We start from the raw sequence: 14576 nt of genomic DNA, 5'->3' as shown, positions 1-14576 counted from the left end.
TTGACTGAAGCTTTACCTGACAACCACAGTAGGAGACCGTCGATGAAGACCCGCACTTTCAAGCGCATCGCTTTGGCCAGCACCCTCGCCTGCGCCAGCCTCGGAGCCCAGGCCCAGGTCTCGGGTGACGTGATCAAGATCGGCATCATCACCGACATGTCCGGCCTCTACGCCGACATCGACGGCGCCGGTGGTGTCGAGGCGATCAAGATGGCCATTGCCGACATGAAGGGCATGGCCGCCGGCAAGAAGATCGAGCTGATCTATGCCGACCACCTGAACAAGGCCGACGTGGCCTCGGCCAAGGCCCGCGAATGGTTCGACACCCAAGGCCTGGACCTGCTGATCGGCGGCACCAACTCCGGCGCCAACCTGGCCATGGCCAAGGTCGCGGCCGAGAAGAAGAAGGCCTTCATCTCGATCGGTGCCGCCTCGGCCCGCCTGACCAATGAAGACTGCACGCCCTACACCGTGCACTACGCCTACGACACCGTGGCCCTGGCCAACGGCACCGGCAACGCCGTGGTCAAGGCCGGCGGCAAGAGCTGGTACTTCCTGACGGCCGACTATGCCTTCGGCGCCTCGCTGCAGTCCGATGCCTCGGCGGTCGTCAGCAAGGCCGGCGGCAAGATCGTCGGCAGCGTCAAGCATCCGCTCTCGGCCAGCGATTTCTCCTCCTTCCTGCTGCAGGCCCAAGGCTCGGGCGCGCAGATCCTCGGCCTGGCCAATGCCGGCGGCGACACGATCAACTCGATCAAGGCCGCCAACGAGTTCGGCATCACCAAGACCATGAAGCTGGCCGGCCTGCTGATGTTCATCAACGACATCCACTCGCTGGGCCTGAAGGCCACCGAGGGCATGTACCTGACGGACGGCTGGTACTGGAACCAGAGCGCCGATTCGCGCGCCTGGAGCCGTCGCTTCTTCGAGAAGATGAAGCGCATGCCCTCGATGCTGCAGGCCGCCGACTACTCGGCCACCATGCACTATCTGAAGGCCGTCGACGCCACCAAGACCGACGACGCCGACAAGGTGCTGGCCAAGATGAAGGCCACCAAGGTCAACGACTTCTTTGCCAAGAACGGCGAGATCGGCCCCGACGGTCGCCACCGCTACGACATGTACCTGATGCAGGTGAAGTCGGCCAAGGACTCCAGCGAGCCCTGGGACTACTACAAGGTGGTGCAGACCATTCCGGCGGCCGAGGCCTATACGAAGCTGGCCGACTCCAAGTGCCCGATGGTCAAGAAGTAAGTTGAAGCAATCCCGAGCAGAGACATGACAGAGCTATTCGGTATCCCTCTTCCTGCCCTGCTCGGGCAGCTACTGCTCGGCCTGGTGAACGGCTCGTTCTACGCGATGCTGTCGCTGGGCCTGGCGGTCATCTTCGGCATGCTCAACATCATCAACTTCGCCCATGGGGCGCTGTACATGATGGGAGCCTTCCTCGCCTGGATGGGCTTCGAGTACCTGGGCCTGAACTACTGGGCCATGCTCGCGCTGGCGCCACTGGTAGTGGGGCTGCTGGGCATCGTGATCGAGCGCCTGCTCCTGCAGTGGCTCTACAAGCTGGATCACATCTACGGCCTGCTGCTCACCTTCGGCATCACCCTCGTGATCGAAGGCGTGTTCCGCAGCTTCTACGGCGTCTCGGGCCAGCCCTTTACGGTGCCCGATGCACTGCAGGGCGCCACCAACCTCGGCTTCATGATCCTGCCCAACTACCGGGCCTGGGTGGTGGTGGCCTCGCTGGTGGTGTGCTTCGCGGTCTGGGCGCTGATCGAGAAGACCTCGCTGGGTGCCAAGCTGCGCGCCGGCACCGAGAACCCGCGCCTGGTGCAGGCTTTCGGCGTCAATGTGCCGCTGATGGTCACGCTCACCTATGCCGGCGGCGTCGCACTGGCCGCCTTTGCCGGCGTGCTGGCCGCGCCCATCCTGCAGATCAGCTCGCTGATGGGCAGCAACCTGATCATCGTGGTGTTCGCCGTGGTCGTGATCGGCGGCATGGGTTCCATCATGGGCTCCATCCTGACCGGCCTCGGCCTCGGAATCATCGAAGGCCTGACCAAGGTCTTCTACCCGGAGGCCTCCAGCGTCGTCGTGTTCGTGGTGATGGCCATCGTGCTGCTGGTGCGTCCGGCCGGCCTGTTTGGGAAAGAGAAATAAGCGATGGCCGGCTCCCTCTCCAAGTCCCGCAATCCGCTGCTCGGCTACGCGCTGCTGTTCATCGCCATCGCGCTGCTGCCGCAGCTGGGCGCCTATCCGATCTTCGTGATGAAGGTGCTCTGCTATGCGTTGTTCGCCTGCGCCTTCAACCTGCTGGTGGGCTTCACCGGCCTCCTGAGCTTCGGCCATGCGGCCTTCCTGGGCACGGCGGCCTATGCGGCCGGCCATGCGCTGAAGGTCTGGGGTTTTCCGCCGCTGGCGGGCCTGGCCTTCGGTGCGCTGGCCGCAGCGGCCATGGGCGGCGTGTTCGGCATGCTGGCCATCAAGCGCTCGGGCATCTACTTCTCGATGATCACGCTGGCCCTGGCCCAGATGCTGTATTTCTTCTTCCTCCAGGCCTCGTTCACCGGCGGCGAGGACGGCCTGCAATCGGTGCCGCGCGGCTCGCTGCTGGGCCTGGACCTGATGAACGACCTGACGCTGTACTACCTGGTGCTGGCCGTCTTCATCGCCGCGTTCTGGCTGATCTACCGCACCGTCAACTCGCCCTTCGGCCAAGTGCTGACCTCGATCCGCGAGAACGAGGCGCGCGCCACCTCGCTGGGCTACGACGTCGACCGCTTCAAGCTGCTGGCTTTCATCCTCTCGGCCGGTCTGGCCGGCCTGGCCGGCGCCACCAAGACCCTGGTCCTTGGCTTTGCGACGCTCTCCGACGCGATCTGGACCACCTCCGGCCTCGTGATCCTGATGACCCTGGTCGGCGGCATGGGCACCCTGGTGGGCCCGATGGTTGGCGCCCTCGTCATCATCGCGCTGGAGAACAAGATCGGCGACTTCGGCAAGGCCTTGGCCGACGCCAGCGGCATCAACTGGTTCAACAGCCTGGGTGAATCGGTCAGCCTCGTGACCGGCCTGATCTTCATCGTCTGCGTGCTCGCCTTCCGGCGCGGCATCGTTGGCGAGGCGCTCGCGCTATTCGACAAGTTGAACACCAAGCGGAGTTGAACCATGAGCACTGCTTCTTCCAGCCCCAGCCCGAGCACGCACTGGAAGGAGCAGATCGACCCCGATGAAGCGCAGCGCTTCGCCGGCTATGTCGAGATCTTCAAGGCGATCCAGGCCCGCAAGTCAAGGAAGCACGGCGCAGGCCGTGCCCTGCACCGCAAGCAGCTGACGGTGGCGCAGGGCACGCTGGAAGTGCTGGGCAATCTGCCCGAGTTCGCCCGCCAAGGCCTGTTCGCATCGCCAGGCACATTCGACGTGCGTCTGCGCCTCTCCAACGGCGGCATGGACCACGCCAGCGACAAGCAGCCCGACATCCGCGGCCTGGCCATCAAGGTGCTGGGCGTGCAAGGCCTGCAAAGTGAATCGGCGCTGGGCAACGGCCCGGCCAGGAGCCAGGACTTCCTGCTGATCAACCAGGAAAAGTTCGCTTTCCCCAAGAGCGAGGAATTTGTCGCCTTCGTGCAGGCCGCGTCGAACGGCAACGGCGCCTTGCTCAAGCACCTGTTCAAGCGCTACGGTTTGTTCGGCGGGCCCGCGCGGCTGGTCTCGATGCTCAAGACCGTGAGCCGACCCTTCGGCGGCTTTGCCACCGAGCCGCTGTTCACCGCTGTGCCCATCGCCTGCGGGCCATATGCCGTGCGCGTGCGGCTGCAACCGTCGGCAAGCAACGGTACGGCCACGCCGGGCGCCAATGCCGATTGGGGCGCCGACTTCGCGGCGCGGCTGGCCAAGCAGGATCTCGAATGGGAGCTGCAACTGCAGCCCTTCGTCAGCGAGGCATTGACGCCTGTCGAGGATGCGTCGGTGAACTGGGAAACGCCGTACACCACGGTCGCGCGCCTGAAGCTGCCGCGACAGCAGCCGTCCCCGGCCCTGGCGCACGAATGCGAGGCGGGCGTGTTCGACCCCTGGCAGGCGCTGGCAGCGCACCGGCCTCTCGGCGAAGTGCAACGTGCCCGCAAGGTCGTCTACTACGCCAGCCAGCAGGAGCGCGGCGCGGGCTGAGTCGCGCGGAGCGGGCGCCCGCTCAAGGCCTTGTCTTGATCAGCACATCGACGCCCTGCGCATCCGAGGCGGCCTCGGGCGTGTGCTCGATCTCGCCGCCCGTCAGCCGCACCTCTCGGGCATTGACCCTCGCATAGATCACCTCGCGTTTACCTCACCCCGCAACTCGGGGGTGCGAAACCGGCAGCGCACGACTCTCAGTGGACAGGCAAGCCGCACGCAACGGCCGGCAGCCGTTACATGGAGAAAAGTGAGCATGAAGCTGTTTCTGAAACGCGCTGGATTCCTGTTGCTGATGGCGGTGATGGGCGTGCTCAGCCTGCTCGTTCACCTGACCGGCTACCCCTTCGCCTGGCGCTTCCATGCAGACCAGGCCTATTGGTTGCCACTGGCCTATGGCCTGGACCTGCTGTGCGTGATCGCGGTCCTCAGCCTCGTCTTCTGGGGCTTGCGCGGCTTCCTGTTCGGCCGCGGGCGGCCCTGGATGGCCTGGCTTTCAATTGGCGCCTGGGTCCTGGTCTGGTCTGCCCTCGTCTGGTTCGGTCTCAACGGCAGGGCCGCCCACTGGCGTCCCATCTTCGTCGTGGGCGAACGGGCGTTGAGCGAGCAGGTGGCCGCACTGCAGCAGCAGACCTGGTCGCCCGGCATGATCCAGAGCCTGCCGCCGGCCCAGCGCGAGACGGTCTGCAGCAAGGCCGTGCTGAAGGAAGAGTCGAGCACGGCGGTCGAGCGCGAAGGCTTCCCGACGCGCATGGACTTCCCGGCGGACATGGCCGACAAGGGCCTGTTCGATACCGACGCCTGCCCGGTCGAGCGGGTGCGGCAGTACCGGACGCTCCGCAGCCAGGAGACACAGCTCAAGGCCTCGATACGCCCTGCTGCTGAGACGTTTGCGAGCGGGGCTGCGCAGGCCGTACTCCTGGCACATCCTGATGCGATCCTTCACGCGTCTGACCTGTACAGGAAGCACAAAGACGACCCTGTGGCCAAATCCATTGCATTCAACGAGTTTCAGCTGCGGCTGCACACCAACGGCCAGGTGCATGAGCACCAATGGGAGGAACTGCCTGGCCAGTTCAATGACGGGGTCAAGAAGAAGTTCATGGATCCCCGCATCTGGCGTCATGACAATGCGCCTGACAGCGATACCTGGAATTTCTGGCTACGGGGCGATCTGGCCGATGGTGACCAGCACCTGGAATTGTGGATCGCCGATTGCAAGAACGGCACGGTCGAGCCCTCCCACTACATCGTCAAGTCAGCCAGCGGACAGACTGAACTAGTGCCAAACGTCGCGGAAGCCATCAAGGCCCGACCAGGAACCTGGGGCGCCGAATGGCTGCAAAAGGTCTGCTCCGGCAAAGACAAGCAGGTCCGCATGTCTGATGAAGAAGCCAATCGGAAGTTCGGCGGCTAAAACAGCCGCAGGGGCCGCTCAGCCTGCCAACCCCACGTAGACCTCCTGCACATCGTCATGCCCGTCGATGGCGGCCAGAAAGGCTTCGACTTCTTCCAGCTCGGCGGCGCCCAGCGTCACCGGGTTCTTCGGCCGGAAGCCAAGCTTGGCGGAATCGACATTGAAGCCCTGCGCCGGCAGGGCGCGGCAGACCAGGTCCAGGTCGGCCGGGTCGGTGATGAAGAGCGCGCCTTCGTCATTGACCTCGAAGTCCTGCGCGCCGGCCTCGATGGCGGCCATTTCGGCATCGACACCTGCGGTAGCCGGCGACCCTTCGATCAGGCCGACATGGTCGAAGTCCCATGACACCGATCCGCTGGCGCCCAGCTGGCCCTTGCGGAACAGCACGCGCATCTCGGAGACGGTGCGGTTGACGTTGTCGGTCAGGCATTCCACGATCACCGGCACGCGGTGCGGGGTGAAGCCCTCGTAGGTCACCCGCTCGAAGTTCACCGCCTCGCCCAAGAGGCCCGCGCCCTTCTTGATGGCGCGCTCCAGCGTATCGCGCGGCATCGAGGCCTTCTTGGCCTGTTCCACCACCATGCGCAGCCGCGCATTCATGTCGGGGTCGGCGCCATTGCGCGCCGCCTGCATGATTTCCTTCGACAACTTGGTGAACACCCGGCCCTTGGCGTTTGCCGCGATGTCCTTGTGCTTGGCTTTCCACTGTGCGCCCATGAGAGGTACTCCATTGCTTCTTTATGGCGGCGGGTTATACACCTTGCGCCCCACCAGATCACTCCTCACCTGGCCCCGTCAGTGCCGCGGCAACACGAGCAGCCTCAGGCCCCCCTTTGGCGGCAAGGCGGTTTCCAGCTCGGCAAGGCGGGCCACAACCCGTCCATCGCAGGGTGAGGCGCACTGGATGTCCAGCGACCATCCGCCCGCTTCGGTCGCCGCCTGCATGTCCACCTGCGCGCCCCAGCCGCGCAGCTGCGCGGCCAGCCGTTGTGCATCGGCCTGCGGTGTCGTGCTGCGCCACTGTGCTTCGCCTCCGTCTGCGCCCCGCCACTGCGGGTCTGGCGCCGGCTGCCAATGGAGGGCCAGGCCCACCGCCAGCGCGAGGCTGGCGGCCGCAGCACCCCAGCGCCACCGCGCATCGTTGGCAGCGCGGGCGGGTCGGGCGCGGGCGCGCTGCTCGACGTCTGCCCACCCCTCGGCAGGTGCGTCGAACTCAGGCAGGCGATCCAGGCCGGCGCGCAGGCGCCGCCCCTCAGCGAAAGCCTCAGTCTCCTGGCCGCCCGCTGGGGCACCCGCGACACCGTGCAGCCAGTCCTGGCCTTGCTGATCGGAGGATTCAACAGCCATTGCAGTCCTCCAGAAACGGTTGCAACTTCACACGACACTCAGACAGATAGACCGTGGTGGCCCGCTCGCTGCGGCCCAGCAACTCGGCGAGCTCCGCGTGCGCCCAGCCCGCGACGTAGGCCAGGAAGACCGCCTGGGCCCGCTCGGGATGGGCTGCAGCGAAACGCGCAAAGCCTCGTCGGACGCAGTCCCCGACAAGGCTCAGATGCGGGCTCTCGGCAAAGATCAGGTCCTCCACCGCATCGACGTCCGCCACGCGGTCCAGCGGTCGATGGCGCCGCTTCTCGGCCAGCAGCACTCGATGCCCGATGGCCCACAGCCAGGTGGACAGTTGCGCGCCCCCCCGAAAACCGTCGAGCCCGCGCAAGGCCTGGACGAAGCTCTCCTGCGCCAGCTCGTGGCACAAGGCTTCGTGGCAACCGCAGGCGGAAAAATAGCGCGCAAGACGCGGGTACCACTTCGGATACAAGGCCGCGAGATCGGCGGCCGTGGGCAGCTCGCGGGCCACCCCGCCGTCCATCGGTCTCCCAGGGTTTAGCGCAGCAGCAGCATCGGTATCGGTCGGTATCATCGCGCAGCGTTTCAGAGGGCAGTCAAGGCCCCATCAAGGAATGAGGAGGCTTGGGTTGACGAGGCGGGCAGTTCAAAAGCGCATCTTGGGCTGGCGCCATGTGCACACCGTGCTACTGCTCACGGCCGGTGCAACTGTAGCCGCTGCTGCAGGCCCGTCTGCCAATGCAAGTACCGATCTGCAGGCCATGAGCGAGGCCGCCACCCGCATGCGGGCAAGGCCAGGCGACGCCAACGCATGCGTGCAGGCGCTGGCGCCTGTGGAGACCCTGGCTGCTCGGCGCGCGGACGACGAACGGGCCGCGTGGTTGCTGCTGGCATTGCATGGCTGCCGCGCGATGCAGCTGAAGACCCAGCCTGATGCGGCCGCCCAGCTGCGCCGTCTGGGCAATGGTCTGCTCAGCGCAGAGGGCGTCAACCCACTGCCGGCTGAACTTCGCATGCGGCTGGTGGCCACCCTGTGGCTGCATCTGCGGGCCGTCACGACGGCCGACGAGGCCGCGGCTTGGCTGGGCCAGCGGGTGCTTGCGCCCGCGATGGCGCGAATCCAGGCCGGCGATCGCCCTGCCGAGCTTGCCCTGGCCCATCTGATCGAGTCGTTCTACGGCCACCAGCCCTTGCTTCCTGACATGGAGGCCCTGAGCGAGCAGTTGCTCCAGCAGCTGGACCACTCGGCGGCCCCCGTGCTGGCCATGGCACGTGTGCTGTCGGTGGCCTACCGCCGGGCCGACCGGCCCGAACGAGCCCTCGCGCTGATCGAGCCCGCCTACCATCGGGCAGCCAAGGCCTGGCCTGGAACCGACCTGCTGGCCTGGATCGAAAGCGAAAGGGCCTTGGTGCTCGATCACACGGGGCGCGTGCAGGAAGCTGCGGAGTCGCAGCAGCGCGTTGCCGACTACTGGGCCATCCGCCAGCCGCGCCACTGGATGCGTGGCGCCCGAGCCGAGTACAACCTGGCCAGCCAGCAGCTCTCGCTGGGCCGGTATGAGGCCGTGATGCGGCACGCCGACCGGGCCGAGGCCTGGGCCCTCGACGCCGGCTTGCTGGCGGACCAGGTCCGCACGGAAAACATCACGGCTCGCGTTTCCAGGGCCGTTGCGATGCTCCGCCTGGGTCGTCCGCAGGCCTTGCAGGCCTTGCGCGAAGTTCTGATGGAACTGGACGCCAGCGATTTCTTCCTGCAGTCCCAGGCACTGGAAGAGTTTTTCGTGGCTGCCGAGCAGCAGGACGACCAGGACATGATCGCTTGGGGCCGCCAGGCATTGCAACGATTCCTGGACCACTGGACCGCGCCCCTGCAATCAGACCGAGGGCTGGCGCACCTGCTGCAGGCTCGGCGCGAGCCGGCACGGGCTGAAACCGCGCGTTTGCAAGCCGTCGCACTGGGCAGCATGGGGCGAGATCATGCCGTCGAGGCCCTGGCCCTGGTGGAAGCCGCGGCCGCCCGTACAGACACCGCGCCGCACGTGGCGATCGCCATGTACAAGCGCATGTGCCGCGCGCTGCACCGCGCCCGTGCGGACATGTCCTCCAGCGAGCTGATCCGCGCCAGCATGAGTCGGTACGAGCCGCACCTGCGCCGGCTCATCGCCTTGCTGCTCGACCAGGGGCGACTCACGGAAGCCGACCAGACCCTGGCTTTCCTGCAGGAGGAGGCCCTGTACGAACCAGGTCGCAGACAGTCGGTCATGCGAGGACCACCCTCACTCAACCCGGCCGAACGCCGCTGGGACCAGGCCGTCGATCAGGCTGGAGCAGCGCTCCTGAAGCAGGCCCTGGCGCTCGAACCCGAGATTGACCGCCTGACGGCTCAACAACCTGCGGGCAGCGTCCGCTTGGCGGCAGCGGACGAGGCGCTCACCCAGGCAACACAGCGCATCGCTGCAGCCACCGACCAGCTGCGAGCCGAAGGCCGCGGTCGGGCGCCACCGGTCGACGAGCCGCAAGATCGGCTGAGGGCGGGTCAGGCACAGCTCAGCTACATCGTCAGCGAGCAGCGGACCGATGTGCTGCTGCGTTCAGCATCGGGCGCGACACGTCGCATTCAGCTGCCCCTGTCGCGAGCCCAACTGGCGCGGCAGATCCAGGAGTTCCGCCGATCCCTGGAGCGGCCGGACAGCACACTTGAAGACGTGCTCCGCCAGGCCCAAGCCCTGCATCGCCAGCTGCTGGCGCCGCTGCTCCGGCATCTGCCGGCCGATGTTCGGGAGCTGCAGTTGCGCAGCGATGGCGTGCTGCGCTACCTGCCGTTCGCTGCGCTGCACGACGGCCGCAACTTCCTCGCGGAGCGCCTGTCGCTGAGCCAGCGCAGCCCGGGCGTCGTCAGTCCCGGCGAGCTCAACCACGGAGCGCCCCTCGGGCTCGGTCATGCCGCAGCCCTCGGTCGCGGCGGCGCGCTGCCGGCCGTCTCCCGCGAGATCGACTCATTGCGGCGCTGGCCGGGCGCCACGCTGCGGCTGGACGCCGGCTTCGATGCTGAGGCCTTGCGCGCGGGCCTGGCCGCGCGGCCGGCCTTCGTGCACCTGGCCAGCCATTTCAATCTCGACCCGGCCGGCGATGCGGCCACCTACCTGCAACTCGGCAATGGCCAGGTCCTGAGCCTCAGCGAGCTGGCCCGCCTGCCGTGGCGTGGCGTCAGGCTGGCCCTGCTGTCCGCCTGCGAGACCGGCCTGCCCGACCATGACGGGCGTGGTGCCAGCAGCCTGGCCGGCGCCCTGAGGCTGGCCGGCGTTCAGCAGGTCATGGCCACCCATTGGCGGATTGCCGACACAGCCGCCGCCGACTGGGTCACCGCCTTCTACGCCGGGCTGGCCGATACCGACCTCCGGCAGGCGCACCCCAGCGCCACGTGGCTCGCTGCAGCGCAGCGCCGCTGGCTGGATGCGCACCGAGGCAGCGCTCTCGAACATCCGCACTACTGGGCGGCCTATACATGGTTCGACTGATGATGCGCCTGAAGATTCGCCCGGTGGTTCGCCTGGTGGTTCGCCTGGGCATGGCGCTGGCTTGCCTGGACGCCAGCGCGGCCGACCATGCCCTGCTGGTCGGCGTGAGCCGCTACCCCGCACTGCCCAGGACCCTGTGGCTGGAGGGCCCGGCCAACGATGTGCGCCTGATGCGGGAGGCGTTGCATGCCCGCGGCTTTGACCCGCGCCTGGTGCGCAGCCTCAGTGACGCGCCGACCCGCGCGGACATCCTGGGCGCCATGGCGGGCGTGCTGGACCAGGTGCGCCCCGGTGATCGCGTGGTCTTCCATTACGCAGGCCACGGCAGCCAGCAGCCGCAGCCCAGCCATCCACGTCACCCCGAGCCGGACGGTCTTGACGAGGTGCTGCTGCCCGCGGACGCGGGCCGATGGCAAGGCGCCGGTCAGATCGAGGCCATCCCCAATGCCATCGTCGACGACGAGATCGGCGACTGGATCGATGCCCTTGTCGACAAGGGCGCCACGGTCTGGGCTTTCTTCGACACCTGCCATGCCGCGGGCATGGCGCGTGGTGCGGTCAAGCCGCTCAGCCGCGCAGTGGCGCCAGCTGACCTGGGCCTGCCCCGGGAAGCCCAACCACGCGCCACACGCAGCCTGGGCGGCCCCCGCCTCGACGGCCGCGTGCTCGTCTTCGCCGGCCGCAGCCACGAGCGCGTGGCCGAGGAATGGCTGCCACGCGGTGCCGGCTTCGCTGCCTCGCGGCGCCATGGCGTGTTCAGCTGGCACGTGGCGGCGCTGTTGCGTGAGCAGGGGCTGGGCGATGCTGGTTCGCTGATGGAAGCGCTGCAGCGGCGCTATGCCAGCGAAGGGCGAACGAAGCCGGTGCCCATATTCGCCGGTGGAGCGATTACGGGTAAGCACTGAGGGAACGGGGCTGATATCGAGGCGGTGACTGGCACCAAAGCAGGGTGCCACTCGCCAGACCGCTGAAAGCTCCCATGACGACTCCCCTCCCCTGGCCGCGCCGGCTGCGCTGCCTCGCCACATCGCTGCTCCTGCTTTGCACCAGCGGGCTCGCCCTGGCCGATGCAGAAACGCTGCTGCCCGACGGGCGCAGGATCGTGCTGACCAACAAGACCTGCTCCAGCTGCCCCAACCCGGCGATCAAGCTCGTCGATGCCAACGGCAAGCTGCTGGCCAATCTGCCGGCCAAGGAAAAGGAACTGGTGCTGTCCACCCTTGCGCTGGAGAACGGTCGCTACTTCGTCACCGCGACGACCGGTGGTGAGGGCATGGTCCGGGTTTACGACCTGGAGAAAAAGCTCATGTCCAGCTCGGAGCAGCCCTTTGGATCGCCGCAAACCTGGGGCCTGCTCTACGAGCTCGGCGGCAACGAGTTCGCGGTGGTGTCCGGTGCGCAGTACACCTACCTCAAGGATGCTGGCAATCGGACCCGGCTGGTCATCTTCAGCATCAACGACGGAAAACTGAAGGAGCTCAGCCGCTTGACTCTGGAAACGCGATCCCTTGAGTGGTTGGCCCGGACGAGCGCAGGCACGCTCATGGCGATAGAGGAGGGAAGCCGGCTGGCCGAGTATGAATCTGGCGGCAAGCTGCGGCGTGCCGTGCAGTTCGACAAGCACGCCAAGATCCAGGACCTGCGACTTCTCAGCGGTGGTTCCGTAGAGGCGTTGATGCTGGTCGGATCCAACTTCATGGCCGTCAAACTCGAAGACGGGCGGATCAGCTACTCGCCATTGCATGAGGCTGATCAGAGGCTGTCTGCCAGCACAAGAAGGTCCGCCCAGTCCGCATACTGGTCGGCCAATTCGCTGCGTTTGCGTTTTGCCGACAAGGGTTCCGGTGAAATTCAGTTGCAGACCCCAAAGCCCATCGCCGAGCTGTCGTCTCCACTGCAATGGGAGGCCCTTACCACCCTCGCCGATACCGCTGGCCTGACCTACAAGGCAGCCGAAGTGACCGTCGATGGACCGGTGGTGTCCGCAAAGCTTGGACGCTATAGCCGCAGGGGCTGGCCCGTCATCAACCGTCTCTTGATCTATTCCAACGGCCCCGTGTATGAGGGCGAGGTAGAAGCCGATCCTTCACAAGCAAACATCCTCGGCCTCCCCTACAGCATCAGCAGCGGGCGTGGCCGCATGGTCTGGCCCAACGGCCACCAATACTCGGGCGATTGGCTCGAAGGCGAACGCACCGGGCGCGGTCTGTACAGTTGGCCGGACGGGGACTACTTCGATGGTCACTGGGTCGACAACAACCGCAAAGGTTACGGTGAGTCCGTCTACGCCGACGGGCGTGTGAACAGGGGCCTCTGGTCGGGAAACAACCTGACCACCCGCTGCACAAGTGACGAGGAATGCGCGAAGCTCAACGGGGGGGTCCCGTTCCAGCGTGCAGCTCCGCCAGCCAGGGTGACCGAATCGACGGAGGATGCCGTTCGCCGCTGCGCCAAGGCGGAGGTCTCGAACATACATCCAGGCGCCAACGGCAGCGCTGACTTCTACGGCGAGTGCAACATCGCCGGCTTTGCCACCACCGGCATCGTCGTCACCCGCCACAAAGGCATCCCCGTAGACATCGCCTGCCTGAAAGACTCCAAGCCCACCGAGAAATCGAACACCGAAGCGTTTGTGCCTTGTGAGAAGTACTGGGCCTTCGTGCCCGACTACTGCCAGAAGGACGACTACCGGGGTCAATGCAAGGATGGTCAACCCCATGGCGTCGGGTTTCGGACAGGCAGACGGGGTGGCAGCAAGCCCAGCATGGGCTCAGGCACCATGGGGGCGCTGCTCAGTGCCTTTGCGCCCGTCACCAACTACACGGTGTACATCGAGTCCGGCATGTTCCGTGAGGGCAAGCTGCAGGGCTATGGCACTGCGAAATCTGCCAGCGGGTGCGGCGCTGCCGGCTGCTCAGGCGAGCGGGTCAACGATATCGGCTGGTTCAAGCAGGGCAGCAAGGCCTTTGACTGCGCCACCTATGCCGACTGCATTCCCAAGCTGTCCGGCAAAGACCTGTCGAGTGAACGCCAGGCCTGGCTGAGCGCGAGCGCGGCGGCCGGCAGCGCGGCCGGCAGCGATGCCACCAAGACCTTTGAGGCCGCTTTGAGTGCCTACCAGGCCAAGGGCAACAAGGACGACCTCAAACGCGCTCAGGCACTGGCGGCATCGCCCGCCGAGCGCGCACGGCTCGAGTACACACTCATGCAGCTCGCCGGCTTCGACAAGGTGCTCACCCTGTCCTCCCGTGTCGAGGGCAGCGGCAAGTCTGCTGGCACGGAAGACGCCGAGAGGCTGCTGGGCTTCTTCAGGTCGGTGTCCAGCTCCATCCCGGTCAAGTTCAGCTGGTCGCTGGCACCGGAGACGGCCCTGCTGCCGCTCAAGCAGGGGCGCTACGCCGTCACGCTGAAGGTAGGCCTGAAAGTCGACAAGACGCATCGCACCTGCTTGGGCGCAGCCTGCTCCGACCGTGTTGGGACCGTGCCCTACGTGCGGGAGGTCCAGGTCGTTCTCGACACCACCAATGACTACCGCGCCAAGGGGAGCTTCGAACTGAGCCTCGACGGCGCCCGCACCTCGGCGCTGTTCGGCACCGAATCCGGCGAGGCCATCAGCGGCTTTGCCGGCGTAGCCTCGATCGAGTCGGTGAAGCTGCTGCCATGAGAGTGCTGCTCGCGATCGCGGTGCTGGGCAGCCTGTCCGTGCTGGCACGCGCGCAGGACATCGACAAGTTGCTGGACGCCCAGAACAAGCCGGCGAAGACGACGAGCACGGTCGACGCCAGCGTGAACAAGACAGCCAATGAGTCAGCCCAGGCGGTGGCCAAGCGGCATGCCGAACTCGAACAGCGCCGCCGTGAGATGGCGGCGGCGGCCGCAGCCGACAAGGCCTATGAAGACCGCAGCAGCGCAGACTGGACTGTGCTCGGCGAGAAGAAGGGCGGTGGCCTGGCGCACTGGTACCAGAAGGAAGTGCGCGTGCGCTGCAACTTTGGACGCAAGGCCAGGGAGGAGTTCTCAGTCCACCTGCTGAACTCGGGCCGGTGGCAGTCCAGTACCGGCCCGGTCACCAAGAGCCTGGCGGAGTCGGCGCAATGGGAGTGCCGGAGTTCACGATGATG

Annotated in this window: 12 protein-coding genes; 9 read left to right on the top strand and 3 right to left on the bottom strand. The window is 66.4% G+C overall.

Translation table 11 applies throughout. From position 1 onward, the window contains the following. Positions 1-42 precede the first annotated feature (42 nt). From ABT392_RS20230 to ABT392_RS20210, 5 genes are all read left to right on the top strand, one after another. Positions 43-1254, top strand: a complete 1212-nt coding sequence (locus ABT392_RS20230; protein WP_334277818.1) for an ABC transporter substrate-binding protein — start codon at positions 43-45, stop codon at positions 1252-1254. Positions 1255-1278: 24 nt separating this feature from the next. Then, positions 1279-2166: a branched-chain amino acid ABC transporter permease gene (locus ABT392_RS20225; RefSeq protein WP_334277819.1), complete on the top strand. Its 888-nt coding sequence runs from the start codon at positions 1279-1281 to the stop codon at positions 2164-2166. Between the two features lie 3 nt (positions 2167-2169). Beyond that, positions 2170-3171, top strand: coding sequence for a branched-chain amino acid ABC transporter permease (locus ABT392_RS20220; protein WP_395384757.1), 1002 nt, complete (start codon positions 2170-2172; stop codon positions 3169-3171). A gap of 3 nt (positions 3172-3174) precedes the next feature. Continuing rightward, positions 3175-4176, top strand: a complete 1002-nt coding sequence (locus tag ABT392_RS20215) for a catalase family protein (RefSeq protein WP_395384758.1) — start codon at positions 3175-3177, stop codon at positions 4174-4176. 82 nt (positions 4177-4258) lie between these two features. After that, on the top strand, positions 4259-5593 hold the full coding sequence (locus ABT392_RS20210) for a hypothetical protein (RefSeq protein WP_395384759.1): 1335 nt from the start codon (positions 4259-4261) through the stop codon (positions 5591-5593). Between the two features lie 18 nt (positions 5594-5611). Here ABT392_RS20210 and ABT392_RS20205 read toward each other — a convergent pair whose 3' ends face one another. The 3 genes from ABT392_RS20205 to ABT392_RS20195 form a co-directional block, all read right to left on the bottom strand. Next, positions 5612-6310, bottom strand: coding sequence for a YebC/PmpR family DNA-binding transcriptional regulator (locus ABT392_RS20205; RefSeq protein ID WP_395384760.1), 699 nt, complete (start codon positions 6308-6310; stop codon positions 5612-5614). Positions 6311-6388: 78 nt separating this feature from the next. Beyond that, complete coding sequence (locus ABT392_RS20200; RefSeq protein WP_395384761.1) at positions 6389-6940, bottom strand: hypothetical protein; 552 nt, start codon at positions 6938-6940, stop codon at positions 6389-6391. Beyond that, positions 6930-7460 (bottom strand): RNA polymerase sigma factor, encoded by a 531-nt coding sequence (locus tag ABT392_RS20195; protein ID WP_464970855.1) that lies wholly within the window; start codon positions 7458-7460, stop codon positions 6930-6932. Before ABT392_RS20195 ends, ABT392_RS20200 begins: the two co-directional genes overlap by 11 nt. Before the next feature lie 238 nt (positions 7461-7698). On the opposite strand from ABT392_RS20195, the gene ABT392_RS20190 reads away from it, so the two are divergent. The 4 genes from ABT392_RS20190 to ABT392_RS20175 all read left to right on the top strand — a co-directional run bounded on the left by ABT392_RS20190 (position 7699) and on the right by ABT392_RS20175 (position 14574). Continuing rightward, positions 7699-10455 carry a CHAT domain-containing protein gene (locus ABT392_RS20190; protein WP_395384763.1) on the top strand — a complete coding sequence of 919 codons (2757 nt, stop codon included), beginning with the start codon at positions 7699-7701 and terminating at the stop codon, positions 10453-10455. A gap of 2 nt (positions 10456-10457) precedes the next feature. Next, a complete protein-coding gene (locus tag ABT392_RS20185) occupies positions 10458-11360 on the top strand; it encodes a caspase family protein (RefSeq protein ID WP_334277830.1) in 903 nt (300 codons plus the stop codon). Positions 11361-11434: 74 nt separating this feature from the next. Continuing rightward, positions 11435-14119: a hypothetical protein gene (locus tag ABT392_RS20180; protein WP_464970854.1), complete on the top strand. Its 2685-nt coding sequence runs from the start codon at positions 11435-11437 to the stop codon at positions 14117-14119. Further along, entirely contained in the window at positions 14116-14574 is a 459-nt protein-coding gene (locus ABT392_RS20175) for a hypothetical protein (protein ID WP_282829225.1), read from the top strand. The genes ABT392_RS20180 and ABT392_RS20175 overlap by 4 nt, the downstream gene beginning before the upstream one ends. Positions 14575-14576: the final 2 nt, after the last annotated feature.

This window comes from Paucibacter sp. JuS9 (assembly GCF_044043925.2).
GTDB lineage: Bacteria > Pseudomonadota > Gammaproteobacteria > Burkholderiales > Burkholderiaceae_C > JAUASW01.
Note: the sequence above shows the minus strand (reverse complement) of the source record. Positions and strands in the feature narration are given on the sequence as shown.